29 protein-coding genes and 1 pseudogene are annotated in these 25,373 nt (G+C 67.2%); 14 read left to right on the forward strand and 16 right to left on the reverse strand.

Going from position 1 to position 25,373, the window contains the following annotated elements:
- The first annotated feature begins 603 nt into the window (after nt 1-603).
- Together ACWFR4_RS37085 and ACWFR4_RS37090 are read left to right on the forward strand one after the other, a co-directional pair.
- The gene (locus tag ACWFR4_RS37085; RefSeq protein ID WP_453656223.1) at nt 604-3,102 is read left to right on the forward strand and encodes a SpoIIE family protein phosphatase; all 2,499 of its coding nucleotides are present in this window, start codon (nt 604-606) and stop codon (nt 3,100-3,102) included.
- Nucleotides 3,103-4,025: 923 nt separating this feature from the next.
- Entirely contained in the window at nt 4,026-4,436 is a 411-nt protein-coding gene (locus ACWFR4_RS37090) for a helix-turn-helix domain-containing protein (RefSeq protein ID WP_453656224.1), read from the forward strand.
- Nucleotides 4,437-4,453: 17 nt separating this feature from the next.
- Here the strand turns inward: ACWFR4_RS37090 and ACWFR4_RS37095 are convergent, their stop codons facing one another.
- The 7 genes from ACWFR4_RS37095 to ACWFR4_RS37125 all read right to left on the reverse strand — a co-directional run bounded on the left by ACWFR4_RS37095 (nt 4,454) and on the right by ACWFR4_RS37125 (nt 8,552).
- Entirely contained in the window at nt 4,454-4,696 is a 243-nt protein-coding gene (locus ACWFR4_RS37095; RefSeq protein ID WP_453656225.1) for a hypothetical protein, read from the reverse strand.
- Nucleotides 4,697-4,709: 13 nt separating this feature from the next.
- Nucleotides 4,710-5,000, reverse strand: coding sequence for an IS3 family transposase (locus ACWFR4_RS37100; RefSeq protein ID WP_453656226.1), 291 nt, complete (start codon nt 4,998-5,000; stop codon nt 4,710-4,712).
- Nucleotides 5,000-5,302 carry a helix-turn-helix domain-containing protein gene (locus ACWFR4_RS37105; RefSeq protein ID WP_453470065.1) on the reverse strand — a complete coding sequence of 101 codons (303 nt, stop codon included), beginning with the start codon at nt 5,300-5,302 and terminating at the stop codon, nt 5,000-5,002. Before ACWFR4_RS37105 ends, ACWFR4_RS37100 begins: the two co-directional genes overlap by 1 nt.
- Nucleotides 5,303-5,396: 94 nt before the next feature.
- Complete coding sequence (locus ACWFR4_RS37110; RefSeq protein ID WP_453656227.1) at nt 5,397-6,074, reverse strand: hypothetical protein; 678 nt, start codon at nt 6,072-6,074, stop codon at nt 5,397-5,399.
- A gap of 95 nt (nt 6,075-6,169) precedes the next feature.
- Nucleotides 6,170-8,035 carry a hypothetical protein gene (locus ACWFR4_RS37115; protein ID WP_453656228.1) on the reverse strand — a complete coding sequence of 622 codons (1,866 nt, stop codon included), beginning with the start codon at nt 8,033-8,035 and terminating at the stop codon, nt 6,170-6,172.
- Nucleotides 8,036-8,102: 67 nt separating this feature from the next.
- Nucleotides 8,103-8,315, reverse strand: a complete 213-nt coding sequence (locus ACWFR4_RS37120) for a hypothetical protein (protein ID WP_266557025.1) — start codon at nt 8,313-8,315, stop codon at nt 8,103-8,105.
- A 30-nt stretch (nt 8,316-8,345) separates the two neighbouring features.
- Nucleotides 8,346-8,552: a hypothetical protein gene (locus ACWFR4_RS37125; protein ID WP_453656229.1), complete on the reverse strand. Its 207-nt coding sequence runs from the start codon at nt 8,550-8,552 to the stop codon at nt 8,346-8,348.
- A gap of 284 nt (nt 8,553-8,836) precedes the next feature.
- Here ACWFR4_RS37125 and ACWFR4_RS37130 point away from each other — a divergent pair, with 284 nt between their 5' ends.
- Nucleotides 8,837-9,160, forward strand: a complete 324-nt coding sequence (locus tag ACWFR4_RS37130) for a hypothetical protein (protein ID WP_453656230.1) — start codon at nt 8,837-8,839, stop codon at nt 9,158-9,160.
- Between the two features lie 397 nt (nt 9,161-9,557).
- Nucleotides 9,558-9,872 (forward strand): hypothetical protein, encoded by a 315-nt coding sequence (locus ACWFR4_RS37135; RefSeq protein ID WP_453656231.1) that lies wholly within the window; start codon nt 9,558-9,560, stop codon nt 9,870-9,872.
- Nucleotides 9,873-9,963: 91 nt separating this feature from the next.
- Here the strand turns inward: ACWFR4_RS37135 and ACWFR4_RS37140 are convergent, their stop codons facing one another.
- The 3 genes from ACWFR4_RS37140 to ACWFR4_RS37150 form a co-directional block, all read right to left on the reverse strand.
- Nucleotides 9,964-10,224, reverse strand: coding sequence for a hypothetical protein (locus ACWFR4_RS37140; protein ID WP_453656232.1), 261 nt, complete (start codon nt 10,222-10,224; stop codon nt 9,964-9,966).
- A 132-nt stretch (nt 10,225-10,356) separates the two neighbouring features.
- Nucleotides 10,357-10,737, reverse strand: coding sequence for a helix-turn-helix domain-containing protein (locus tag ACWFR4_RS37145; protein WP_453656233.1), 381 nt, complete (start codon nt 10,735-10,737; stop codon nt 10,357-10,359).
- Nucleotides 10,738-10,922: 185 nt separating this feature from the next.
- Nucleotides 10,923-11,186 (reverse strand): hypothetical protein, encoded by a 264-nt coding sequence (locus ACWFR4_RS37150; RefSeq protein WP_453656234.1) that lies wholly within the window; start codon nt 11,184-11,186, stop codon nt 10,923-10,925.
- Nucleotides 11,187-11,411: 225 nt separating this feature from the next.
- On the opposite strand from ACWFR4_RS37150, the gene ACWFR4_RS37155 reads away from it, so the two are divergent.
- Complete coding sequence (locus ACWFR4_RS37155) at nt 11,412-11,675, forward strand: PepSY domain-containing protein (protein ID WP_453656235.1); 264 nt, start codon at nt 11,412-11,414, stop codon at nt 11,673-11,675.
- 826 nt (nt 11,676-12,501) lie between these two features.
- Here ACWFR4_RS37155 and ACWFR4_RS37160 read toward each other — a convergent pair.
- Genes ACWFR4_RS37160 through ACWFR4_RS37170 form a run of 3 tightly spaced genes read right to left on the reverse strand, consistent with a single transcriptional unit; the run spans nt 12,502 to nt 14,973 of the window.
- A complete protein-coding gene (locus ACWFR4_RS37160; RefSeq protein WP_453656236.1) occupies nt 12,502-13,293 on the reverse strand; it encodes an ABC transporter permease in 792 nt (263 codons plus the stop codon).
- Nucleotides 13,290-14,270: an ATP-binding cassette domain-containing protein gene (locus ACWFR4_RS37165; RefSeq protein WP_453656237.1), complete on the reverse strand. Its 981-nt coding sequence runs from the start codon at nt 14,268-14,270 to the stop codon at nt 13,290-13,292. The genes ACWFR4_RS37160 and ACWFR4_RS37165 overlap by 4 nt, the downstream gene beginning before the upstream one ends.
- Before the next feature lie 31 nt (nt 14,271-14,301).
- Entirely contained in the window at nt 14,302-14,973 is a 672-nt protein-coding gene (locus ACWFR4_RS37170; protein WP_453656238.1) for a DUF4097 family beta strand repeat-containing protein, read from the reverse strand.
- A 318-nt stretch (nt 14,974-15,291) separates the two neighbouring features.
- Here ACWFR4_RS37170 and ACWFR4_RS37175 point away from each other — a divergent pair, with 318 nt between their 5' ends.
- From ACWFR4_RS37175 to ACWFR4_RS37190, 4 genes are all read left to right on the forward strand, one after another.
- The gene (locus ACWFR4_RS37175) at nt 15,292-16,023 is read left to right on the forward strand and encodes a helix-turn-helix domain-containing protein (RefSeq protein WP_453656239.1); all 732 of its coding nucleotides are present in this window, start codon (nt 15,292-15,294) and stop codon (nt 16,021-16,023) included.
- A gap of 401 nt (nt 16,024-16,424) precedes the next feature.
- Nucleotides 16,425-16,961 carry an SMI1/KNR4 family protein gene (locus ACWFR4_RS37180; protein ID WP_453656240.1) on the forward strand — a complete coding sequence of 179 codons (537 nt, stop codon included), beginning with the start codon at nt 16,425-16,427 and terminating at the stop codon, nt 16,959-16,961.
- Nucleotides 16,962-17,022: 61 nt separating this feature from the next.
- Nucleotides 17,023-17,325 (forward strand): hypothetical protein, encoded by a 303-nt coding sequence (locus tag ACWFR4_RS37185; protein ID WP_453656241.1) that lies wholly within the window; start codon nt 17,023-17,025, stop codon nt 17,323-17,325.
- Nucleotides 17,325-17,747 (forward strand): helix-turn-helix domain-containing protein, encoded by a 423-nt coding sequence (locus ACWFR4_RS37190; protein WP_453656242.1) that lies wholly within the window; start codon nt 17,325-17,327, stop codon nt 17,745-17,747. The genes ACWFR4_RS37185 and ACWFR4_RS37190 overlap by 1 nt, the downstream gene beginning before the upstream one ends.
- Nucleotides 17,748-18,482: 735 nt before the next feature.
- On the opposite strand, the gene ACWFR4_RS37195 is transcribed toward ACWFR4_RS37190, so the two are convergent.
- Entirely contained in the window at nt 18,483-18,821 is a 339-nt protein-coding gene (locus ACWFR4_RS37195) for an STAS domain-containing protein (protein WP_453656243.1), read from the reverse strand.
- Between the two features lie 390 nt (nt 18,822-19,211).
- Between ACWFR4_RS37195 and ACWFR4_RS37200 the strand changes: the two genes are divergently transcribed.
- The 5 genes and pseudogenes from ACWFR4_RS37200 to ACWFR4_RS37220 all read left to right on the forward strand — a co-directional run bounded on the left by ACWFR4_RS37200 (nt 19,212) and on the right by ACWFR4_RS37220 (nt 23,181).
- Nucleotides 19,212-20,102: an aminoglycoside phosphotransferase family protein gene (locus ACWFR4_RS37200; RefSeq protein ID WP_453656261.1), complete on the forward strand. Its 891-nt coding sequence runs from the start codon at nt 19,212-19,214 to the stop codon at nt 20,100-20,102.
- 677 nt (nt 20,103-20,779) lie between these two features.
- Complete coding sequence (locus ACWFR4_RS37205; RefSeq protein ID WP_453656244.1) at nt 20,780-21,010, forward strand: hypothetical protein; 231 nt, start codon at nt 20,780-20,782, stop codon at nt 21,008-21,010.
- A 435-nt stretch (nt 21,011-21,445) separates the two neighbouring features.
- A complete protein-coding gene (locus ACWFR4_RS37210; RefSeq protein WP_453656245.1) occupies nt 21,446-21,811 on the forward strand; it encodes a hypothetical protein in 366 nt (121 codons plus the stop codon).
- A pseudogene (locus tag ACWFR4_RS37215) lies at nt 21,811-22,587 on the forward strand (IS701 family transposase); the annotation flags it as partial. The gene ACWFR4_RS37210 and the pseudogene ACWFR4_RS37215, both read left to right, overlap by 1 nt.
- 132 nt (nt 22,588-22,719) lie before the next feature.
- Nucleotides 22,720-23,181 carry a pyridoxamine 5'-phosphate oxidase family protein gene (locus tag ACWFR4_RS37220; RefSeq protein WP_453656246.1) on the forward strand — a complete coding sequence of 154 codons (462 nt, stop codon included), beginning with the start codon at nt 22,720-22,722 and terminating at the stop codon, nt 23,179-23,181.
- A gap of 636 nt (nt 23,182-23,817) precedes the next feature.
- On the opposite strand, the gene ACWFR4_RS37225 is transcribed toward ACWFR4_RS37220, so the two are convergent.
- Nucleotides 23,818-24,504, reverse strand: a complete 687-nt coding sequence (locus tag ACWFR4_RS37225; protein ID WP_453656247.1) for a hypothetical protein — start codon at nt 24,502-24,504, stop codon at nt 23,818-23,820.
- 335 nt (nt 24,505-24,839) lie between these two features.
- Nucleotides 24,840-25,181: an integrase core domain-containing protein gene (locus ACWFR4_RS37230; RefSeq protein WP_453656262.1), complete on the reverse strand. Its 342-nt coding sequence runs from the start codon at nt 25,179-25,181 to the stop codon at nt 24,840-24,842.
- Nucleotides 25,182-25,373 lie beyond the last annotated feature (192 nt).

The raw sequence follows: 25,373 nt of genomic DNA on the forward strand, positions 1-25,373 counted from the left end.
CTGTCCGCACTCCCCTCTCGCAACTCATGTACGCGCGGAGACATGATTCGCCACAGGTGCACACACTGCCGAGCTGCGTGACCTGAAGTGATGAGGCGCAGTCCTAAGGGCGCTGTGAGTAATCGGTGCTGGTCAACGTGGAGGTAGGGCTTCCTTCGATGGAGTCACAGCCGGTGCAGGAAGGTAGCTGGCTGGCGGTGTGAGTGCTGTGCGCAGGTGTGCCGGGCCGGAAGTTCCTTGTACTTCCACCACCTCGCAGCTGTTTCAAACCTCAACCAGCCAGAGGCGTTGGGTCGACCTGGCCCTGTTCGGTGGGGTCTACGGCCCTGCCGCTGGGGCCGTATCACCCCTCTTGTTGTGCAGTGCGGGAGGATGGAAAGGAAGAGAATCGCCCCTTCCTTTCCAGGACGGCGAGGGGCGCGGCGTGGCGAGGGCTCCGTTGCGCCGCCGTGCGGGGCTCTTGTCGGGGACCACGTGCGGGGCCCTTGTCGGGGACCACGAAGGAGTCGCCGCCGTTGAGGCTGCGGCCTGGGTTCGGTTGTCACTCCAGCCCCGGACCGGAGCCGACCGGCAGCCACCGGGCTCAGCGAGGACGGACGTGAGATGACCACACCATCACGTGGACCCGAAGAAAGGAATTTCGGCGACCCGCTGAGGGCCACGACGGCCGCCACCGTCATGCTGGACGAACAAGGACGAGTGACCGGATGGAGCCGGGAGGCCGAAGCGCTGCTCGGCTACCGCGCGCAGGAGATGCTCGGACAATCGTTCGACACGCTCTCGGCGCGGACGGATGGGGACCGGACTGGAGACTGGCTCACGCAACTGTCCAATCCCGAACGTTCTCACCACGTCACTTTGCGCCATCGTTCGGGTCGTCCACTGCGAGTGACGGCAGCTCGCTGTCGGCTCTCCGACACGGTGGAGGGCTCGACCGTGTTGCTGTCCCTTGAGGATGCCGAGGAGTTCAAGGATCGGCAGATGCAGCAGGCCATGGTGGACGGTATTGCCACTCAAGCGACCGTGGCGCTAACCATCTACGGCACCGACCTGCGCGTGGCGTGGGCGAACACCGCCGCCCGGCAAGAACTCCCCGGGCCGTTCGCCCAGTACCTGGGGCGCAGTAAGGATGAGCTGTATCCGGGAAGTCAGATGCTCTCCGCGCAACACCCGTCCTCGGTCACACAACTCATGAGCAGGGTGCTCGATACCGGACAGACCGTGAGGGGCCTGCACTACCGGGGCCGCCCCCCTGCCGATCCCGGCCGAGAGCATGTGTGGTCGCTGTCCTACTACCGGCTACAGGACGCGGAGGGCCGGCCTCTGGGGGTGTGCGAGGAGTCGGTGGACGTCACCGACCTACACCAGGCGCAACGCCGCCTGGCCCTGCTGAACGAGGCCAGCGTGCTGATCGGCAGCACTCTCGGCCTCAGCCGCACGGTCGAGGAGCTCGCGGAGGTCCTGGTGCCCCAAGTCGCCGACTTCACCGCCGTAGACCTTCTCGGCGACGTGCTGGACGGCGGGGAACTCGCCGCGAGGTCCTCCGACCGGACCGGCGACATGCGCCGGGTCGTCCACCGCTCAGTCAGGGAAGGCCTGCCCGAGGCTGTAGTCGAGCCCGGCCGGACGGTCGGCTATCCGGCAGGCTCCCCGCAATGGCAGTCCCTCGCGACCGGCCGTCCCATCCTGAACGCCGTCCTGGACCTGTCCAGCCCGTGGCTGCTCCAGGACCCAGTACGCAACTCACGCATGCGCATGGTGGGTATTCATTCCCACCTGGTGGTCCCACTCCGCGCCCGGGGAATCACCCTGGGGGTGGCCACCCTCATGCGCTGGTGCACTCCAGATCCCTTTACCGGCGAAGACCTGCTCCTCGTCGAGGAACTCACCGCCCGCGCCGCGGTCTGCATCGACAACGCACGCCGCTACAACCGCGAGCACCGCTCCGCACTCACCCTGCAGCGAAGCCTGCTGCCGCACGAGCTGCCCGCTGATACAGCCGTAGAGGCTGCCTACCGCTATCTTCCCGCCGACATCGAGGCGGGGGTGGGTGGTGACTGGTTCGACGTGCTGCCCCTGGCCTGTGCCCGGGTGGGACTGGTCGTCGGAGACGTCGTCGGCCACGGCATCCGGGCCGCAGCGACCATGGGGCGGCTTCGCACCGCCGTGCACACGCTGGCCGACCTCGACTTGCCGCCCGAAGAGCTACTCGCCCACCTCGACGACCTCGTCATCCGCCTGGCCGACGAAGCCGAAGCGGCTCACCCCACCGGCGTCGAGGGCGTCGTCGGCGCCACCTGTCTGTACGGGATTTACGATCCCGTCACGCGCCGCGCCACCTTCGCCCGTGCCGGCCATCCGCCTCCCGCCCTGGCCCATCTTGAGAAGGCAATGGAGTTCCCCGATGTCCCGGCGGGTCCTCCGCTGGGGATCGGTGGGATGCCGTTCGAGTCGGCCGAGATGGAAATCCCGGAAGGTTCCCTCATCGCCCTCTACACCGATGGACTGATCACGGCCTCGGACGGCGACGTGGACACCGGCCTCGAACGCCTCACCTTCGCGCTCGCCCATCCGGACCGCCCCCTGGAGGAAATCTGCGGCACCATGGAGCGGGTCCTGCTGCCCGACCACCCTGCGGACGACGTTGCCTTCCTCGTCGCCCGACCCCGCCCGCTCACCGCCGAGAGCGTCGCCACCTGGAACCTTTCCTTCGAACTGAGCTCAGTAGGACTGGCCCGCAAGATGACCAGCGATCGCCTGACACAGTGGCGTCTTGAGGAGCTGTCGTTCTCCGCAGAGCTGATCGTCAGCGAACTGGTCACCAACGCCATCCGGCACGCCCACGGCCCCATCGAGCTCCGCCTGATCCGCACCGGCAACAGACTCATCTGCGCCGCCTCTGACGCCAGCAGTACCTCTCCACACCTACGACGAGCCACGGTGAGCGACGAAGGAGGCCGAGGGCTATTCCTCGTAGCCCAGTTCGCACAGCGTTGGGGCACCCGGCACACCGCAGAAGGCAAGGTCATCTGGGCCGAACTGGCCATCCCCCAGGACGAGTACGGGGGCGAAGCCAGCAGCGAATCCAACAGGACACCGTGAGACGGGGACGGGATTGCCCCAAACTGGGCGACCGTTGGTGATCTCTTCCCGACGAGGAAAGGCCTGCCGGGAAACAGGGCGCGCTTGAAGCGCTCCGAGTCTGATGCAGGCTCGAGCCTCTGAGCGGATCGAGTCATGCCGTGCCCCGATTTGCTGGATTGAGTGTGGTTCATGCTCCGCGCCATGTGGGAGTGGATTCGGCCACCGACGAGGGGACCCGTGCGTGAGTGACCTTGACACCCGCATGGACGCGACCGCCGCTGGCGTCATCGCCGAGACCAGTCGCAGTCTCTGCGCGCCTCTTCGGCAGGCGCTTGTTGGCGGCAGCGCGGCGCAGCTGATCAGCGATCGGTGCGGCCTGGTCGAGGCGATGTGCGGCTCGGCCTCGCCGGCGCTTTCCAGGAGCTCGGTGAGGGGCCGTTGGGCCTCGGCGTGACCGCGATTGTCCTTCCGGCGGCACGTGGTGTGCCATCCGTACAGGTCTTTCAGGCCGCTCGGCTCCGCGCTCACCAGGTCGTCACCGAGTGCGAGTTGCCAGTCGGCGGTAGAGCGGTTGCGGCGTGCCGGTGCAGGTCCGGCCGCGTCCGCGCGCTTGGCCTCGTCGAGGGCGTGCGTCTGGACGAGCCGTTCGGCGACCGGCAGTGAGGGTCTGGCCCGCTGCCACAAGTCCTGCGGGGAGGCGTAGAGTTGGTGGGCGGCGATCCGGGCCGACTCCGCGTCACTGATTCTTTTCACTGTGGACAGTGCGAGCCGCACCCCACCCCTGGTCCGTGGCCTTGGCCCGGTGCGCTACCTGGGAGCGGCTCACATCGCTTCTCGGTTCACCGAGAAGCCTCTCTCGCGTGATCGTCCCCGCGCGCACCGACATAGACTCGATCTCGCGCGAACGCGTCAGCTTGTCGCTAGCAGGAAGAATCGATCTCGTGGCCAACGCACTGCAGGAATTGGTGAAGAGCCGGCTGGAGCAGCAGGGCTGGTCCTACGGCGACGTGGCCCGGCGCGGCGGCATCCCGCGATCCACCGTCCACCACCTGGCGACCGTCACGCACGTGGCCCGTATGCCGCAGCAAGCCACCCTCGAAGGCCTGGCCCGGGGACTGGAACTGCCCCTGGACTCGGTACGCAGAGCCGCCGCCGAAGCCTGCGGTATCCACCTCTACTTCGAGGACCCCGCCGACACCGCGTCCGACCCGGAGATCACCACCCTCATCGCCAGCGTCCAGCGCCTGTCCGAAGCCGACCGCCGCCACGTCACCGCACTCGTCGAGTCCCTCCTGCGCAGCACCCCTGACCGCGACGCCCCGACAGACTCCGGCTCCGGCTCCGGCGACTGATAGGCGGTGTCGGGCCGTCACCGCCCGGCACCGAGGATCCGCAGCCATCTGATCACCGTGGCCACCGTCTGGTAGTCGAGCTCGGAGATCCGGGTGACGGCGTGGAGGTCGGTCATCCGGACCGTGACACAGGCCGCGTCCAGGGCGCAGTGCAGCATCACCTGGTGCGCCTGAGTGGCCGGCAGGTCCCCCTCCATGCGCATCTGGGGGCGCAGCAGTGCGGAGATGGGCAGCGGGGGCGTGGGGTGTTCCAGGGGCATGTTCCGGTTCCTCTCAGGAAGGAGTGCCGTCACCGGTGCGCCCCTGGATACCGGCCCGGCGTATGAGGAGCTCCACCGTCCCGTGGCTGACGGCGATCCCATACGTGCGGGTGAGTTCGCTGTGGATGCGCCGGTATCCGTGGGTGGCGCCGGAGGCTGCGTGGAGGGTGGTGATGAGTTCGGTGAGCCAGATGTGACGGATCGACCGGGCGGAGGGACGGCGGGCGCGCCAGGTGAAGTAGCCGGACTCGGTCACCCCGAGCGCCCGGGTGGCGGTGCGCACGGGCAGCCCTTCGTCGGCCATCACGTGAACTGCCTCGAATCGCCTTTTGGGGACACCACATCGCACAGCAGCTCGGTCGCGCGCCGGAGGGCGGCGAGCTCGGACTCCAGTTCGGCGATACGCCGGCGTGCGGCCCTGAGGTCCATGCCCGTGGAGGGCTTGGGCCCTCCTCTGCTGAGGTGCGGCAGGTACCGGCGCCGCCACTGGTAGACCGTCTGGTCGCTGAGGCCGAGAGCGACGGCGACCTTCTTCACGGGCTCGCCGTCGGCGAGCAGGTCCAGGGCCTTGCGGCGCAGTTCGGGCGGGTATCGCATGGTTTGCATGGGTGTCATCCGTGGGGAGGTCGGCCCCCGGGTCCGGGAGAGCAGGCCCGGGCCCGGGGAGGCGGTGGGCTCCGTGGGTACGGAGCGCGGGGAGCTAGTCGATGTGACGCCGGAGGGAGACTGTGGGCCGCAAGACCAGCGAGTTGACGGTCTCGCCGCGCGGCGCGGACGCCACCGCCTGCTGGAGAAGGCTCACGACCTCGGCGGCCAGGGCGTCGGCGTGGCTCTTGACGACGTCGATCGGCTCGCGGCTGCGTTCCAGCGCGGCCAGCCGCCCTTCGTACCCGGCGAGTTTGTTTCTGGTCGACGAGCTCAGAGTGAACCGGTACGGGGTCGAGACGATGAACTGGTAGGCGCCGGCGAAGGTCTCGCAGCCCTCGCAGTGGTCGTTGACGGCCTTGCTGGTGTTCGAGGCGTTGAGGCCCGCGACCCCGTTCGTGGTGACGACCTGGAAGGACAGCGCGATCGACCGGCAGGGCGCGTCGATCGAGCAGCCGACGGAGCGGGCGATCGCCCGGTTGCGTACGCCGGCGCCCACGACCGTGCCGAGCTGATGGATCGAGAACTCCTCGTCGTGGTCGACGCGGTGTCTGGGGTTGGCCAGGGACCGTGCCTCGTCCACGGCGATGCCGACGCCACCGGTGATGCGGGATCCGGTCGTCGCGCCCGCGGGGGTCACGGTGGCGAGGCCGGTCAGGCAGACGGTGGTCAGCATGCCCAGGCGCATGGCCGTCCGGCCGACTGTGCCGGTGCGTGGTTTACGGTGGCTCACTGAAGTTCTCCTTTTGCGGGTGTATGAGCGGCACGGGGCCGGGGAGGTTCACCGGGGTTCGCGGCTGTTCATCGGGGGGTTCTGGGCCCCCGGGATCACCAGGTGGAGGGGTCGGGGAAGCCCTCGGTGGGCAGTGGCAGGGAGGGGCTTGTCGAGGGCAGGGCCGACGGCGAGGGGCTCGACGTACCGGCCGAGGGGCTGGGGCCGGACGGCGCCGGACTCTGCCTGTGGGTCGGGGTCGGGCTCGAAGTGGTCTTCTTGGGTGTCGGGGCGGCCGTCTTGGTCTCGTCCTCGGCCGAGGGGGAACCGCTCGCCGTGTCGGCCTCGTCGGACGGACTGGCATCGGGCGTCGGCGAGAGCAGGCTCGCCTCCGGCGACGGGCTGGTGAGGTCGGGGGATTCCGGCCGGGCGTCGTCCTGCGGCGCCTCGTCCGAGGCCGACGGCGTCGCCGCCTCGCGGAGCGTGGGCACGCCGGGCTGGAGAATGGGGATGATGGGCGGCCGCGGCGGCAGCGGCTTGGGCGTCACCCCGCCCATCCATGCCGCGCCGAGCGCGGTTGCCGCGGCCAGTACGCCGGCGCAGATGACGAAGCGCAGCCGAAGGTTTCCCGCGGTGGCGCGGAGGGTTGCCCGCACGAGCCGCCCGGTCAGGCGCACGGTGAGATACCCCGCGCCGGCCAGGGGGCACAGGATCATGAACCCTCCGACGACGCCGACGAGTCCGGCCGCGATCTGTCCGTCGGCGAAGGCGAACCACGTTCCGGTCGCCTGCTCGACCAGCGAACGCAGCCCGGTTTCGAGCAGGCGCGGGAGGTTCCACAGGACGTAACCGAGCTCGGCGATGATCAGCGGCACCATGGTCAGCACCCAGACGGTCACGATGACCCGTGCGGAGCGCTTGAGACCGGCCACCTCCGGGGTGACCGGCCGGCCCGGCAGCATGCTCAGGAGGATGGGTTTGATCTTGCCGTAGAGGTCGGGGATTCCTGCGAGGTCACCGAGGATGTAGTAGCCGTCCAGTCGGACTGCCGGCATCAGCTGTTCGAGGATCTCGAAGTGCACCAGGTAGACCGCGCCGAGGAAGAAGGGCTGGCCGGTGAGGAGGTAGGCGCCGGCCAGCCCTAGTAGGAAGACGACGTTGAAATAGACCCCGCCGAGGTCGGTGCGGATCCGGCCGGCCCGGTTGATGCGGTAGACGTCGGTGACGTCGGTGTACATGGAGGGCCAGATCAGAAAGAGGCCGAACCCGATGCTTCCGGGTCGCGCGCCCCCGTACCGGCAGGCTGAGGCGTGACCGAACTCGTGGAACACGAGCGAGGCTACGATCAGCGCGAAGACGGCCAGCATCAGGACGGGTTGCTCCAGCACCTGGAGCACCGGCTGCATTGCTCCGTGGAAGCCGAACAGCCAGACGTCCAGCACGGTGACCGCCGCCAGCACCAGGGCCACCACCGCGGGCCGGTGCAGCCAGGCCAGTGCCTTGGCGATACGGGCGACCTGCCGCTCGCGGAAGATCACCCGGTGGCCCTTGAGGACCAGGAGCAGGTCGGACCGAGGACCGGCGACGACCTGCTCGTCCGCCTGCCCGAACGGGACGGTGAGGCCGAGTGGTTGGAGCTTGTGCTCTACGAGGTAGTGGATGTTGTCCGCGCTGAGCTCGCGCCCGAAGCGGCCGCTGACCCGGTGGGAGATGCCCTCGGTGTCGCGTACGCCGTCGATGGCCTCGACCACGAGATAGAGCAGCGGGGAGAGCTGGACCACCTGTCCGTCCTCCCGGCGGACCAGATACTTGCGTTCCGTGAAGCCGGATCCCTGGTACTCGCCCAGGCGTTGAAGCCCTGCGCCGAGTCGCGGGACGGGGAAGCGCGGTTCCTCGTACACGTCCCCGGGAAACGTTTTGTCTGCGTCCCGGACCACCGTCCCCATGGGAGCGGGGTCATGGGCCCCCTGACCCTTGGCCATCGTCCTGCCCTCCCTCCCCGGTGCGGACCGCGTCGCCACGAACACGGTCCGCACGCGTCGGGTGCCGCTACTGGCTGATGTTGATGGTCTGGTTGGCCTCGGAGGCGGCGATGGCCTCGGGGGAGTTGAGGTTCGCCGCGAGCGAGTTGTTGTGGGCGTCGACGTAGGCGACGTGCCGCGTCACGTTCGTCGTCTTGACGAAGTTGAACTTCAGCCGGCCCAGGGCCTCACGGCCGGGCAGCAGTTCCGCGGACTCATCGTTGAGCTGTTCGTTGTTCATGGTGAAACCTCTTTCGGGATGAAGGGTGGGTTACTGGTGGACGTTGATGGTCTGGGTGCCCACGGACTGGGCGATGGCCTCGGGGGAGCAGGCGTTCACCGCGTACGAGTTGTTCTGGGCCTGGACGTACGCGACGTGCCGCGTCACGTTGGTCGTCTTGACGAAGTTGAACTTCAGCCGGCCCAGGGCCTCACGGCCGGGCAGCAGCTCTGCGGATTCCGCGTCCAGCTCACGCATGCCGAGCATGGTGGTTCCTTTACTGAATGGGCATGGAGGGTCACATACGATCTCGGACGTCCATCCATGCCGGACGATCTGTCTGACGAGATTGGACAGTAGACCGTTCAAGAACCTCGGACAACCACTTCACGCACATCGCCCCCCATCGGACACATCGCCCATCAAGGGAAACGGCAGGCGGGAGGGCATATGACTGGATACGAACCCCGCCCGACACGCGTCGTACTCTCACCCGATTGGCTCAACTCGGGGCCATTCGGCCCATGTTGCGCCGCCCCATCATGACTATCCTCTCGACCTCCAAGACGGGTGAACCGCCCGAAACCTCCGCGAGAGGGGTGTACGTGCTTGTCGTCCAAGGAGTGCCCGCGACCGCCGTCGTACGGGGCAGGACGGGGGAACCGGTGGTCCTGCTCTCCGGCGAACTCCCCGAGGCCCTCACCCCCGCCGCCCTCGACGAGTTGCTGAACCTGGCAGCCGCGGTGCTCGACGCGGAGGAGTTGCGGCTGTTCCGGAGCTGCCTGTCCGCACTGCACTGCGGCGAGAAACTCGAGGACCGCCGTATCGAGGTGAGCGGAGCCGTCCTCACCGTCTACCGAAGCTGACCGCACTGAACCGGGACTGCGCACAACACGGGGCGAATACGCTGCGGCAGATTTCCGTTTCCGCAGGGCAGAACTCCCCGCTTATGAAAACTGCAGACCATTCTTCAATGCATTACCCGGGGCGGTCCAGAAGCTTTTTTGGTATTTCACGGTGACTCGCAACACGACCACGACATACCGGAGTTGCTTCACCCTGAAGAGTGTTTCCGGCCGTCGCGGAGCGAGACCTGGAAATGCCCGGTAAGCAAAGCTCAGAGCATGTTTTGGGTGCCGCGGAACCCTACGTCGATTGTGCTCCGGTAAGTCGTCCATGGCCGGTTGGATGAATGGGTGAGGGCCGTTGCCGAGTAATGTCTGGCACGCCATCCGGCAATTCATCGAAACAAGGAGAAACACGGTGAGAAAACTGGCACGCGCCACCGCTACGGCCGCCCTGGCCATCGCAGCGGTTGCCATCCCCCTGACGGGCACGGCCATGGCCTCCACCGCGACGGCCGCCCCGGCCCAAGCCCACCGGCTCCTGCACAAGGCGGCCTTCCACAACAACGGCTGGTGCGGGGACTACCGGTACAACCGGCACCACCGCGGGCACTACTGGAGCCGGTGGGACGACAACTGCGGCTACCGCAACGACTGGAGGGGCAACCGCCACGTCAACTACCGCGACTACAACGACTACAACGACTACAGGAACTGTGACCGCGACTTCTGATCCGGTCTGATCGGGCGACACCCGATGTGGGGCGCACCCGATGCGGGGCTCCCGGGAGTAACTCCCGGGAGCCCCGCGGCCATGTCCGGGATCAACTCCGGTACACGGTCAGGACGGCTCCGCCCACCTCGATACGGCGTTCGTCGAGTTTCTCGCCGCAGTGCAGTGCGGACAGGCAGCTCCGGAACAGCCGCAACTCCTCCGCGTCGAGCACCGCGGCAGCCAGGTTCAGCAACTCGTCGAGGACGGCAGGGGTGAGGGCCTCCGGGAGTTCGCCGGAGAGCAGGACCACCGGTTCCCCCGTCCTGCCCCGTACGACGGCGGTCGCGGACACCCCACGGACGACAAGCACGTAGACCCCCCTCTCCCTGGAGGCTTCGGGCGGTTCAACGCGGCCCGTGCGACGAGAGGATAGCCTCAATGGAATGATTTTTACGGCGATCTGACGCTTCGCCACGCAATGGACGCCCGTGCGGGGAAGCTCCTAGCGGGGGCCGCCGGGGGTGCTGCGCAGGAGGGACTCGACGAGTGCGGTGACGTGGCGGCGGTCGGCTTCGGACAGGCGCTGGACGCTGGCGATGAGGGTGGTGATCTCCGGGTCGGACGCGGTGTCGGCGGGGTCCTCGAAGTAGAGGTGGATACCGCAGGCTTCGGCGGCGGCTCTGCGTACCGAGTCCAGGGGCAGTTCCAGTCCCCGGGCCAGGCCTTCGAGGGTGGCTTGCTGCGGCATACGGGCCACGTGCGTGACGGTCGCCAGGTGGTGGACGGTGGATCGTGGGATGCCGCCGCGCCGGGCCACGTCGCCGTAGGACCAGCCCTGCTGCTCCAGCCGGCTCTTCACCAATTCCTGCAGTGCGTTGGCCACGAGATCGATTCTTCCTGCTAGCAAGGCGGTTGAGCAAACACTCTTGAACGGCTTGCCATCAGGTGCTACGGGGACTGATGTCCAATGTCGTTGGACACTCTGTCCGGCGGCACCACGACCGCTTGGTTCAACGCTTCGCGGCCTGCTCCGTCACGCCCGGCGCCCTCGCTTCGCTGCCGGCCGCGTCACGTCCGGTGCCCCGCAGCAGCCCCTCCCTCCCCGGCTCTTGGTATTCCCTCCCGCAGCGCCGCCGCATCCGCCCCGGTCAGCCGCCGATACGCCGGCTCGCCCGGGAATCGGGCCGCGTCCACCGCCCCCGCTTCGGCGCCGAAGCCGACCCGGAGCGGGCTGTCGCGGTCGTCGGGCCGGGCGAAGGTCGCCGGCAGGTACTGCACGGTACGGCCCACATGCGTGAAGCGGATGGTCCCGTACCGCCGTATGTCCCCCACGAACGACGAGGCCGACTACCTCTGGCCCGCGCCTGCGCCCTCCTGTGCTTGGCCGGTGCCCGTGTTCTGTGGGGCCCGGCGTGACCATCTGGTGCGTCTTCCTGCGTGATTGGCGTGGCCAGTTCTCCAGTGACCGCGAGTACGTCGGCCACGGCCGTCCTGCCCTGTGGACCAAGGGGGTGCGCACCGGTCGCCGGGCGAGGGAGGCCGTCCTACCGTGGCGGCATGAGACGTATCGACAGCGAACAGGCGCGGCAAATCGTCGAGGCCGGCCAGGTCATGCCGCGCGACGAGCTCGAGCGGATCGCCGCGGCACGGCACCCGGCGAGGAAGGACGTCCTTGGGTTCGAGTACGGCGAGGACGAGAGCGCGCCGGGCCGCTACCGATTCGCTGTCGAGGTCGAGGACGCCGCCGGGGTCGTGTGGTGGATCGAGCTCAACGCCCATACGGGCGAGATCCTCGAAGAGGACAACTCCGCGAACCGGTGAAGGCATGGTTCCCGTCCCGGGCCGGGTGCGCGGTCGTAGGGGTGAGGGAGTCCACCAGGGCCCCGTCATGTCCGCCTGCGCCGGCACCGATACCCCGGGGTAGGGGTAGACATCCCTGCCGGCCTGGCGGGCGGGGAGGGCGACCCCACGGCCATGCCGACGAGCATTCCCCCGGAGCCGGCTGAAGGGCTGGTACTCGGTGATGGGCTGGAACCGGCCCGGCTTCGTGTCGGCGGGGATGAGGGTGTTTGAGGTGAGAGGGAGGGATCGGCGGTTGTGTGTTGTTGGCGGCCGTTTCGGGGTTCGGGCTGGTCATAGTGATGCCGGCCGTGATCCAGGCGAATGCCGGGGTGAACGGGGCGGGGAGACGGAACGCTGCCGGCGACCTTGGGGTTGTGGCTTTTGTGGAGCGGGAGCCGATGGCCGCGGTGACGGCACCGATGAGGATGATGCTGGTGATGCTCTGCAGGACGCTGCTCACGTCGGGTTGGAGGAGGCGGGGAATGGGCTGCAGAGGCTGTTGAAGGCACTGGTCGAGGGGCATCGGGATTGAGGGATCTCATGCTCCTGGCCGTGGGTCTGGTCACGGGTCTGGTCACGGGGCTGGTCATGCGTGCGTGCGTGGGTGGGTGGGGCGGGTGGTGGGCTGTTGGGGGAGTGGTCTGTGGGTGTACCTGATGGAGTGTTGAGGGGATGCGGGTGTGGCGGCGTACTCCGACGTGGTGTCGGGGTGCGCCGCCACTGGGTGGTGCGGTAGGGGTTGTGCTGCCGGCACGGGGTGGTGCGTGCGGGCTTTGCGGGTGGTGGGTCCGCCTGGTCATACGCGCTACTTCGGGTCGTTGTTGAACTTCGCCTTGGACCAGTAGTAGCCGAGGACGGTCAGGCCGAGGCTCCAGGCGATGGTGAGCCAGCCGTTGTTGCCGATCTCGCTGCCGAGGAGGAGACCGCGGAGGGTTTCGATGGCGGGGGTGAAGGGCTGGTATTGGGCGATGGGCTGGAACCAGCCGGGCATGGTGTCGGTGGGGATGAAGGCGCTGGACAGGAGGGGGAGGAGGATGAGGGGGATGGCGTTGTTGCTGGCGGCTTCGGCGTTGGGGCTGGACAGCCCCATGCCGACGGCGATCCAGGTGAGTGCCATCGCGAACAGGAGGAGAAGCCCGAACGCGGCGAGCCATTCCAGGGCGGTCGCGTCCGTTGACCGGAATCCGATGGCCACGGCGACGGCTCCGACGAGCACCACGCTGGCGATGGATTGCAGGACGCTGCCGATGACGTGTCCGATGAGGACGGAGCCGCGGTGGATGGCCATGGTGCGGAAGCGGGCGATGATGCCCTCGGTCATGTCGTTGGATACGGACACGGCGGTGCCGATGGTGGTGGAGCCGATCGTCATGAGGAGCAGGCCGGGGACGATGTAGGCGATGTAGACGGAGCGGTCGGCGCCGCTGCCGCCGATGCCGGTGCTCATGACGTCGCCGAAGATGTAGACGAAGAGCAGGAGCAGCATGATCGGGGTGAGCAGCAGGTTGAGGGTGAGGGAGGGGTAGCGGCGGGCGTGCAGGAGGTTGCGGCGCAGCATGGTGGTCGAGTCGCGCACGGCGAGGGACAGGGAGCTCATCGGGTTTCCTCCTTGGACTGGTTGGGCTGGTTGGGCTGGTTGGGGATGCCGGCGTTGCCGGTGAGGGCGAAGAACACGTCGTCGAGGTCGGGGGTGTGCACGGTCAGTTCGTCCGCCTCGATGCCGGCCGAGTCCAGCCGGTCGAGGATGGTGCGCAGTTCGCGCTGGCTGCCGTCGCTGGGGATCTGCAGGGCGAGGGCCTCGTCGTCCCGGTGGGCCTCGCGCAGTGAGAGGGCGGCGGACTGGTAGGTGTCCGGGTTGGTGAACCGGAGCCGGATGTGTCCGCCGGGGATGAGCCGCTTGAGTTCCTCGGCGGTGCCCTCGGCGGCGATCTTGCCGTCGTTGAGGACGGCGATACGGTCGGCGAGTTCGTCGGCCTCGTCCAGGTATTGGGTGGTGAGGAAGACGGTGACGCCGTCGGAGACCAGCTCGCGGATGATGCCCCACATGTTGTGCCGGGCGCGGGGGTCGAGGCCGGTGGTCGGCTCGTCGAGGAAGATGATCCGGGGGTTGCCGACCAGTGTCATGGCGATGTCGAGGCGGCGCTTCATGCCGCCGGAGTAGGTGGAGGCGGGCTTCTTCGCGGCGTCGGTGAGGTCGAAGCGCTCCAGCAACTCGGCGGCGACGCGCCGTCCTTCGGACTTGGGCAGGTGGTGCAGGTCGGCCATGAGGAGCATGTTCTCCTCGCCGGTGATCAGGCCGTCGACGGCGGAGAACTGGCCGGTGACACCGATCGCGGCCCGCACCGCGTGCGCCTTGGTCGCGAGGTCGTGGCCGCCGACGCGGATCTCGCCTGAGGCGGGATCGGGGGAGAGGAGGGTGGACAGGATGTTGACGGCGGTGGTCTTGCCGGCGCCGTTCGGCCCGAGCAGGGCGAACACCGTTCCCTCGGGGACGGCCAGGTCGATGCCGTCGAGGACGGTCTTGTCGCCGTAGGACTTGCGCAGCCCGTTCGCCGCGATGGCCAAAGTACTCATGAAAGGCGCTCCTTCGAGACCTGTGGGTGGGTCAGAGGCTGTGGGCGGTGATGTCGCCGTGGGCGGTGGTGGCGTGGATGTTCAGCCCGGCGTCGGTGCCTTCGGTGTTCTTCAGGGTGTTGTGGATGCGGCCGTAGGTGGTGCCGGCGTCGAGGGTGGCGGAGGTGCCGCGGGCGGCGCCGATGGTGATGTCACCGGACTCGGTGCGCAGTTCGACGGTCCCGCTGGTGGCTTCGGCGACGCTCAGGTTGCCCTTTTGCGTGCTGATCTGCGCGGGGCCGTTCAGGCGGCCGACGAGGATGTCGCCGGCCTGGAGGGTGAGGCGGGCGCTGGCGGTTTCGTCGAGCTTGACCGTGCCCTGTGCGCCTTCGAAGGTGACGTCGCCGAGGCGTCCCACACCGCGCAGTTCGGCGGCGGCGGTCTTCGCCTGGATGCGGGAGCCGGCGGGCAGCTGGACGGTCACTTCGACGGATCCGGAGTTGCCGAGGATGCGGTTCTTCGCGGTGGCGGCCTCGATGCGCAGGACGCCGTCGGCGTAGGTGGCCGTGGTCTGTTCGGCGGCCTTGACGTCGCGGCTCTTGGACTTGTCGGCGGGCAGGATCTCGACGCATGTGTCGGTGCGGTCGGCGGCGATGAACCGGATGCGTCCGGCGGGGATGTCCAGGACGGCGGTGACGGGGGAGGGGGTGTCGAACTTCTGCATGGCGTGCTCCTTGAATCCGTTGTTTCTGATGGGCGAAACGCTACGTTGCATTCAAAGATTGGGCAACGGTCTTGTCGCGCAAGAACCCTATAAGCGCAGGTATTTGTAGAGATTTCATTGCAATGGTCTGGACTCTAACGCAACAGCCCGCACCCCTGTTCGTTGCAATGAAATGGAAGTGAACGCTATAGTCGACCCGCCCGGCACCGGACGCGAACGCTGGCTGCTGGGCACGGTTGCCGGGTATGGACGCCGGACGCCGGACGCCGTGCATGGGCGCCGGGCCGGTGCAGGGCTGTGAAGGAGAAGGGGAGCGCAATGCCGGGAGGCAGACTCACTCAGCAGGAACGCCAGCAGATCGCGCTGGGGTTGGTCGATGGCCTGGCCTATGCCGAGATCGCCAGGAACCTGGAGCGTCCGACGTCGACCATCACGCGCGAGGTGATGCGTAACGGCGGCCCGAGCGCCTACCGCGCGGATCTGGCCCACCGTGCGACGGAACACCGGGCCCGCCGCAAGCAGCCGGTGTCCCGCGATCCGGGCACGCCTGCGCAGCTGCACGGGCGTGACGCCGAGGCGGTGCGCGCGTACGAGGAGACGTTCACGACCGTCCTCATACAGTCCGGCACGCCGAAGATGATGGCCCGGGTGATGGCCTGCCTGACCCTCACCGATACGGGCAGTCTGACCGCGGCCGAACTCGTCCAGCGTCTGCAGGTGAGCCCTGCGTCCGTCTCGAAGGCGGTCGCGTTTTTGGAGAGTCAGGGCATGATCCGGCGGGAGCGTGATGAGCGTCGCCGTGAGCGCTATGTCGTGGACAACGACATCATGTACCAGTCGATGATGGCCTCCGCACGCTCAACCGCCCACCTCGTCGACATCGCACGGCAGGGTGTCGGTGTCCTGGGGTCAGGTACTCCGGCCGCCACGCGCCTGGAGAACATCGCCCGTTTCCTCGACTTCGTCTCCGAAAGCATCGCGCGAGCGGCGGAACAGGCCCGCGACATCCTCCACGCCCAACCCGAACCGCCAAAGGACAGCGCGACCTGAACCACCCTCAGACCGCACATATGTAGCGCCGTCTTCGCTGGTGCGCAGGTGGTGTTGCTGCGCGAGAGCACCGTCGATGTCGGTCTGGGTGTCTGCCCGGGCGACCCTGACCTCACCGAGGGTGGGCTCCTTGCCTCGAGGCCCACCTGGAGCATGCCCGGCTGATTCAGCATCCGGCCGATCGTCCGCCAAGGCCGCTCACCTACGGTCCGGCCCTGGCTCTCGCAGGAAATCTGGGAGTCACCGAGGTTCTTGCCAGGGCAGCACCCGAGCCCGGGCTGAGGAACCTGCCAAGGTCGGCTGAGTGCGATAGCTGCCGATCTTGACCTGAGCGACGAGGGGGGTGGGGGACACCGGAACGAAGTCCGGTGCTAAAAGATTGTTGTATGTGGGTTCAGCGAGTGATCGAACTGACCGGGTGGGAGTCGCTCGGGATCTCCGTCGACTGGGCGGCGGTCGAGGGAGAACTGGGGGTTCCGCTGCCGGCGGACTACAAGGAGCTCTACGAGGTGTTCGGCGGCGGAGTCTTCAGTGATTCCCTCTACTTTCTGGGGCGCGACGAGGGCCCGGCGTTCGACTTCCTGACACAGTGGCGGGTCGACCTGTCGGTCGACCGGGACAGCAAGCTTGGAAGCGTCTCCGCCGTCGAGCCCTATGCGATCTACGCGCCGGGCGGCAAGGGGCTGGTTGAGTGGGGTTCCACCGAATGGGCCGACGAGTACTTCTGGTTGATCGATGCCGAGCGGCCGGGCGAGTACCCCGTCCTCGCGCGGTCCAATGACGTCGGCGCATGGCACCGGTACGACATGTCCACCTCGGAGTTCCTCTACCGCGTCCTTGCCGATGCCGATTTTCAACCTTTCGGGATCGCGCAGTACGACCTCGGCGCGACCTTCAAGCCCGGCTCCGGCGACGCCTTCGACGGCCGGCCACTCTGACGAGAGGCTGGCGGTCCCACGTTCGTGGACACGACAGTGCCGTCGTTTCTCATCGAGATCCGTGAGCCGGGTGATCACCGCTGTCTCCGGAACCGGTCACCAAACGCTGTTCCTGGAGATCAACGAAGACAAGCGTGAACTCGCTGATGCGGTCGAGGTGTTGAAGGATGCCGGGGACCGCGTCGCCGACGCGCTGCGCGCATACCTGGCCCGTGACCCGGTCACCGGCCGGCCCGTGCACGGCCGGATCGGACGAGCGGCACAGATCACCAGGTGGGGTGAGCGGCGAGTCAGGGAAACGGCCACCCCGGCCCTGGCCGAGCACCGCCGGGCGAGGCGCCTGGGCAAGGGAGCGGGTCAGTGATGAGCGAGTTCGACGCGATCGGCTCCCTGCTCGCCTCGCTCACCCCGCATAAGGAGCTTTTCGACTCCGAGGTGCGCCGGACCTTGCGCGAGCAGGCCGGGCTGTCGAAGGCACAGGTGGCCCGGGCGCCCGGCGTGAGCTCGTCCACGGTCACCGGATGGGAAACGGGGCGTGACCCGGCGGGGGAGACGCGCGCGACGTACGCCTGCCTCCTTGACGGCCTGGCCGCGAGGTTCGCACCGCCCGCCGAACCCGAACCCGACTATGCCGCACTGGCCATGCCAGCCGCACCGGCCGCGGCGGCTGCACCGGCCATGCCTGCCCTTCGTCCGGTTCTTCTCACCGGACGAAGGCTCTCGCCCAGGCGATGCCCGCTGTGCCGGCCCATATCACCGACGCCGCGTTGCGTGCCCGCCTCCTGAAGCAGGCCGAAGCCAGGCAGCTCGCCCAACTCGCGACCGAGGGCACGGTGACGGCAGCCGGCCTGCCGGCAATCCGCAAGACCACCGGATCGAACCCGGCCTGGTCGTCGGCCTCGCCCGCCACCTGGACCGGATCGAGACCGCCGTCGCACTGCTGCCGCTCTTGCACGCGAGCGAACTCGAGTCGGTGTTCAACGACTGGAACCCGAACCGCTGCCGGCCCGACGCAGCCGATCCGCCCGCTATGCCTGAGGCGTTGTTCGACGCGCTCCTGGAATGCTTCCTCGTGCCGCTCGCCGGACTTCTGACCCGCTCGGAACGACACGAGAGCTGGGGCGCTTTCTCAGGCTTCTGCGTGGGTTGAGGTTTTTGAACCTCGAATGGGCAGGTCAGGGCATGAACGGTCGACACTGGGTTCAGTCAAGCCGTTCGCTTCACCCTGGGGTAGGCAGTCAGGTCCGCCATACGGTTACCACCGCGGCGACCACCGTGGTGATGGTCGCGAGCGTCACCATCACGGTCCGCATGCTCTCAGCCAGGCGGGAGGTCCGGTATCGCAGGCAGAGAGGATCGCTCCTTCCCGGTGGCCGGGTCTTCCCGTCCCGTTGGGGGTGCTCGGTGCTTGGCAGTCGCAGCTGCTGGCACCATGGGCAGTCGCTCTCAAAGCTGCTCAGCCGGTAGGCGCCCCGCAGTTGCGGGCGGGGCGCGGGGCGTCTGTCGTCGTCGCCTTTCATGTCACTCCATCGCGGCTTCCGCCGAGTCGTAGATCTGCAAGGACCGGTGCAGGTTCGTGATGTGGAAGATCTGGAGTACACCCGGGTTCGTGATCACCAGCCTCAGGTCACCGGCGTGTGTACGGATCCGCTTTCCGATGCGGACGAAGAGTCCAAGGCCCGTCGAGTCCATGAACGGCACCCCCGCCAGGTCCACGATGAGGTGATGCCGGCCCGCTTCGATACAGGCGCTCACGTACTTGCTGATCTGGGGCACGGTGTGGGCGTCGACCTCGCCGTGGACCTCGACGACGGTCCAGCCCTTCTCGTCTCGGTGGCTGATGGCAATTTCGGGGTGCATGGTTCGCCTAACGGCGATGCCCTGGGGAGGGGTTTCGGGTCGTGCCTGCCGCACGCTCGTTCCGCATATGCACGAACGACTGGCCATGACCTCATCCATGAACACGCCCGCGTCCAGGGCCTCGCTGTCCTGTCGCATCGAAGTTGGTCGGCGAGGACGCTCGTGACCTGCGTGGACTGGATTGAGTGAGACAGTGGCTGTCCCGTCTCAAGTGATCTGGTCCGAAGTTGCGGCTGTGACCTGGGGCGACCAGAACGGTTGAGACGCCTGGGTGGTCGAAAATCTCAGTTGATCTGGACTCTGGCGTATGAATACTGGCTGTCGTCTCAGTTGATCTGGTCTGCTTCCGGCGTTTCGGTTGGACTAGTGGAAGAGCTTGCGAGATTGACCATGCACGATGACCAAGTGGACGTGACCACCGAAATCGTTGCGACCTTGATCCAAGAACAGTTCCCTCAGTGGAGCGGCAAGGCGATCCAACTCGTCTCGTCGACCGGGACGGTCAACGCCATCTTCCGCATCGGGAACGACCTGTCTGCACGTTTCCCGCTGCGTCTGGCCGATGCTGCCGAGGCGCTGGCGGTTCTGGAACAGGAAGCCCAGGCGAGCGCGGAGCTGGCACAGGTGTCTCGGTTCCCTGCCCCGGAACCCGTCGCCTTGGGAAAGCCTGGAGCGGGTCACCCCATGCCGTGGTCGGTCCAGACATGGCTGCCGGGAACGGTCGCCTTCGATGCCGACCCGAGTGGGTCGGACGCTTTTGCCGAGGACCTTGCGGCCTTCATCGCAGCCCTCCGGGAGGCCAAGACGCGGGGGCGGCTTTTCAGCGGCGGGGGTCGTGGCGGCGTTCTCGCTCACCACGACGATTGGATGACGAAGTGCTTCGAGGAGAGCAAGGGGCTGCTCGACGTGCCCCGGCTGCGCCAGGTGTGGAGCCATTTTCGGGAGTTGCCACGCACGGGTGCCGACGTGATGAGCCATGGTGACTTGATTCCCGGCAATGTACTGGTCGCGGGAGACCGGCTCAGCGGCGTGCTCGACACCGGCGGCTTCGGCCCGGCCGACCCCGCGCTGGATCTGGTCGGTGCCTGGCATTTGTTGCAGCCAGGCCCGGGGGACGTGCTCCGGCGGACACTGGTCTGTGACGATCTGGAGTGGGAGCGAGGCAAGGCATGGGCGTTCCAACAGGCGATGGGTGTGGTCTGGTACTACGTCGAGAGCAATCCGACGATGAGCAGAATGGGGCGCCGGACACTCGACCGCATTCTGGAGTCGATGGAGTGATGTAGCCCCGATCGTAGGCCGTGATAGAGACGATCGCTTGCCGCCCCGACCGACAGCAGCACCAGCGGGAACAGATCATCTGACACGACGAGCGAATCGGGCCAGATCATTTGAGACAGGGAACAGATCGGCTGAGACGGAACACTCGCTTTCGAGACTTGCGACATGCCAACCGCGGTGCGCTGCCGGGCTACCGACGAGATTCGCTGACCTGCGAAAACGTGGCCCGCGCCGGGTGGACTTACCGGGCTGGGGCGTGAAGGTTCCCGGGTGAACTTCCGTACGTCGGCGTCTTCCTGCAGGTTCCCGGATCGGGAACCTGCAGGATGGGCCCCGGACTCCCGCCTCGGACACCAGTCGTAAAGCCGGTCATCTGACCGTCGGTCTCGGCGGCCCGTCCGGGTGGCAGAGCGCCCCGGACGGTGGAGTCTGCGATGAGCAGAATTGCGATCATGAAGTCGTCATGAACCACTCATTGCATGATCAGATACGCGATGCGTACGCTCTGCGCCGCCACCCTCGTGGCCGCTCCCCTCGCCCTGACCGCGACGCCTGCACAAGCCCTGGCTTCATGTACGGTCAACGGCCGTCCAGTGTCCGGTACGACAGTCAGTGGTACTGCCGGCCCCGACTACATCAGCTGCGGCGCCCTTGCCTTGGGCGATAGCGTCGACGGCTTGGGCGGGAGCGACTACATCGTCATCAACGGCATCGTTGCCGGCGCCGTCGCCGGCGGTGCCGGCGGCGACTCCATCACGGCCAACGCCGGTACCACGGCGAACGGCAGGATCCTCGGCGGCTCCGACGGCGACTTCATCTTCGTCGGCCCGAACGCCGGCACCGTCGACGGTGGACTCGGCTCGGACTTCTGCCGAGTCGCTTCCGGTAACCCCCCCATCAACTGCTGACCAGCAGCGGGTTCGTCGGGCCGGCCAACTGCGACGCTCCAAGTGGCCGGCTGACGTGCCACAACACGCGGCGTCCCGGCCCGATGCCCCCGCTCGGCGCATTTCCGGCACCTCCGAAGCCGCATTTCGTCGCTTCCCCCTACCGGGCGCGGTGCTCGATGCAGATCAAGCCCGACCCGGCGGTGACGAACTGTGCGATTAAGACCGGACCTGTCGTGGGGAACCGACGACTTCATGCGACGCCTGGCGCACCGGATCGCCGACCAGACGGGGCAGTCCCCGCGCGTGCGCCGCGCTGCCGGCGAGAGCTCTGCGGAGCGAAGCGAGGAGGCGGCGCCGACCCCGCCGCCGGCCACCGCCCGCCACGATGCCGTGCGTCCGTTCGGGTGCCGAGCCGGGCACGGTCGGCCCACCCTCGTAGTGCAGCGAGACTTCATGGCCGATCCCAGGGCGACGCGCGCCCACCTGCTTGACGTATGCGAAACCGTCCTGCGCGATGTGCAAGAGGACGAGATCGACCTCTGCGAATGCGACGGAGCGCTCGCCTTCGCCTGCATGCTCTATCTGCTGGGACGGCGCACAAGCGCGATCTTCTGGGGGGCGCCGCAGGCGCCGACGATGCACTTCGCCGCTCACCTGCTGGCCACCCACTACGCCATCGACGATGCCTGCTTCAACAATGCGCGCGCCTGGCGGTGGTACGCCCGCCTCCTCGGCTACCGGGGCCGCAGGCATCTGCCCGATCTCATCCAGGACAGCCAACGGCCCCAAGAGCAGGTCGCCGCCGAACTGGCCGGGTGATGACCGAACGGTTCCTGGACACTGGACACCACGTCGGCTGGGTCACGGGTGACGAGGTCTACGGCGGCAACCCCCGATACTGCGATCCGCCCTGGAAAACCGCGGCATCGGATATGTCCTCGCGGTGGCCTGCTCAGCCGAATTGGTCACCGGCGCAGGCACGTTCCGCGCTGATGTGCTGGTGAAGAAGGTGCCGAAGAGGGCCTGGCAGGAGCTTTCGGCTGGACGCGGCCCAAAGAGACAGCGGTTCTACGACTGGGTCGTCATCGCCCTCGTCGAGGTGGCACTGGGCCACCACCAGCTCCTGGTCCGTCGCAACCGCCGCACCACTGGTGAACTCGCCTCTTGCCGCTGTCACTCCACCACGTCGGCATCTCTGGCCACCCCGATCAAGGTCGCAGGTTCCAGATGGCGGGTGGAGGAAACCTTCCGAAGTGAGAAGGGGCCGGCCCGACTGGATGAGGACCAGGTCCGCGGCTACCCTTCCTGGGCCCGCTGGGTGACCCTCGCGATGCCGGCCCATGCCTTCCTCGCCGTCGTCCGCGCCGACGAACACGCACACCGCCCCACACCGGGCGGCCTGATCCCGCTGACCTGCAACGAGATGCAGCGCCTGTTCATCACTGTTGCTGTCCGGCCCATTCACAGCCCGGCCCACCGGCCCACCGGCCCACCGGCCCACCGGCCCACCGGCCCACCGGCTCAGCTGGTCCGCCTGGCGACGCGGCCACCAGGCGCGATCACGAGCCGGCCATTACGCAGAGAAGTGTGACTGAGCACTTCCACCGGCCACTGTGAGCACCGAAGTTGGTCGCCCCGAGCCAAAATGCTGAGGGGTTCATCGGTCGCTGGGAGTAGGTCCTGCGCCTCAGGCGCGCTTCGCGCCTGCTTGGCTAGGGTCGGTCCTCATGGAGACCACGGGAGTCATTCGCCGGCAGACGGCGGAGCGTATGCGCGACGCTCTGGAGCGGCTCGTTACCGAGCGGGATGTATGGGTGTCGACGGCTCACCCTGATCACGGGCCGCACCAGGTGCCGCTGTGGTTCTTGTGGGATGGGCGAGCAGTGTGGATGTGCACCAGCGCCACTTCCGTGACTGCGCGCAACGTCCGCAAAGAGCCGCGGGTGCGCCTGGCGCTACCCAACACCTTCGACGTGGTGCTCCTGCAGGGTGAGGCGGAGTGCTTCTTGGACCAGGAGGTGCCCGGAGGCGCAGCAGAGGCGTTCGCCGGAAAGTTCGGGTGGGATCCACGCGTGGAAGAGGGTTCCTTTCTGTATGTACGCGTGGTCCCGAGGACTGTGCGCGCTTGGCGCGGCGAGCCGGAACTGCGCGGGAGAGTCATCATGCGCGACGGGATGTGGCTGGAATAACGGCCGTCCTTCGCCGACGCGCCTCTCTCGGATCACGGTCTACAGCTGGAGTACTGATACTCCAGCAGCGTTTCGCTATTCCTACTGGTCAGGCACATGATTCTGGGTGTAGGGGCCTGATGTTGCGTCAGGGGCGGGTTTGATGGATCTGTGATGGGTGTCGGTTCAGCGGAGGTTGTGGCAGTGCCGGGCGATGGCCTGATGGTGGTGTCACGGACCAATCCGGGTGAGCAGATCTTGAAACGCCGAGCTGCGAGTTCTCACTTCAACCAAGCCTTATAAGGGCGCCTGTTGGTGCGCCGGCGGAGAGGGTGTCAGCGTTCCGAGAAGGATGGGAGTTGCTGAGCTGCACATTCTTGCCGGCCTTCGTTTCGTGCTCACTGAAGCTGAGCGATGCGCACAAAGACCTGTCCGGCCAACGAGGGGTCGATCGCAGGCCTGCAACAGATCGGGAGTTGTCCGTGCCACGGTCCCCCTGGCACCGCGACACTGACCCCTACCCCCACCTACGCGACGAGGTGGCCGCCTGGCTGAACGCCCCCGCACCGGGCCGGCGCACCGACACAGGCCGCGACCTCATGCCCGGATACTTCGTTTGGTTGCTCGCCGAGAGCTTTCTTCGGATGTCCCGGGCGGCTACGAACTGACCGCACCGGCCTTCTCGCGCTTGCTGCTGTCCTGCTCGGTTCGGGGCAGCACGGGAGCCGGGGCCTTCTGGGTCGTGGCCTGCACGGCAGCTGACGTGTAGAGGACCGAGGCACCCTGCTTCGAGCGATGAGCCTGGCTCTTGGCGACAAGATTCTCGAGCGTGGTGCGCACGACGGTCGACTTGATGGTGCGCTGGGGGTGGGCCTCAGCCAGCGCCGAGGTGACCTCCGCCGCGGAACGGGGCTCTTTCTGCTGGTCGAGGTGGGTGCGGATGAGCGCGATCAGGGTGGGCTGCGCCGATGCCGTAGCCGCCTTCGGCTCCGCGCCCTGGGTCTTGTCCTTCTTGGCCTGCGCAGTGGTCTTCTTCGCGCTGGGGGCCTTGGCTGCAGTCTTGGACGGGGTACGCCGGGCAGTTGTGTTCTTTCCGGATGCCTGCTGCGGGAGGGACGTCGAAGGCTCCGGGGTGCTCGGCGCAGATGCCGGTCGGCTGCCGAGCGTCTTCTGGATGCTGTGCAGCACACTCTGGTCGTCCTGCAGGATGCGCAACTGCGCCTGCAGGGCGGAGAACTCCGCGCCGATACGTTCCTGCTCTTTGGCATTGAGCTCGAGGTCCTGTGCGACCTGAGTGGCGTACTGAGATGTCACGCTGGTGACGGTGACGGGGTTGTCAGTCATGGTGTTGGCCTCTCTTCAATTCGGGAACAATGGCGCACCACCGTGAGTGCAACCGAAGTAGGTGCACCCGCCTTTTCACGTACTCCCGCGGCGAACGGTGGTGTGGCTGCGTAGCGATAGTACGCATGAGTGATAGCTCATGTTCCCATCGAGTGATGGCTCATGTTCTCATCGAGTGATGGTTCCACCCTGCATTCAGGGTTGAACCTTTGTGCAGGGCGGCCCTTTGGGGCTGGGGCCGATGCGGGGGGACCCGGCAGGTTGATGGCTGTTGGCAGGCGCCAGCGGACGGCGCTGCGGGCCTTCCTCCGGGAAGGTGGGCACGCGGTTATTGATCACGCGGCGAGCGTGAGTTGAGCGGAGTGGTGTCGGTGTTCGTATTCGTTGGGGCTGAGGTGGCCGTTGGCGGAGTGCCGGCGGCGGGTGTTGTAGCGGGTCAGCCAGGCAAAGACGGTCCTGCGGCAGGTGTCGCAGTCGCCGTAGTCGTCGGCGCCCTGGAGGGTCTCGCGTTTCAGGGAGGCGTGGAAACTTTCGCAGGTCGCGTTGTCGACGCTGGTGCCGACCGCGCCCATCGACCGGGTGACCCCGAGTTGGTCGTAGAGGTCGGCGAAGGCCTGGGATCCTTGCTCAGGTTCAAGCTGCTGAAGAGACAGATGTACGGCCGAGCCAACTTCGATCTCCTACGACGCCGCATCCTCCTCTCACCGTGATCAACCAGCCGCTACCACCAAAATAGCGACAGAGCCCACGAAGTGGACCAGAGCCGCAAGAAGTGATCGAAGCCAGTCCGATTTTGGGGCCTACGAGTACGTCATGAACATCGGCTTCGCCGCCTGACCTTCCACCTCATCGATTCGGCATCACCTCGT

It is taken from the genome of Streptomyces sp. NPDC055140 (assembly GCF_053607285.1).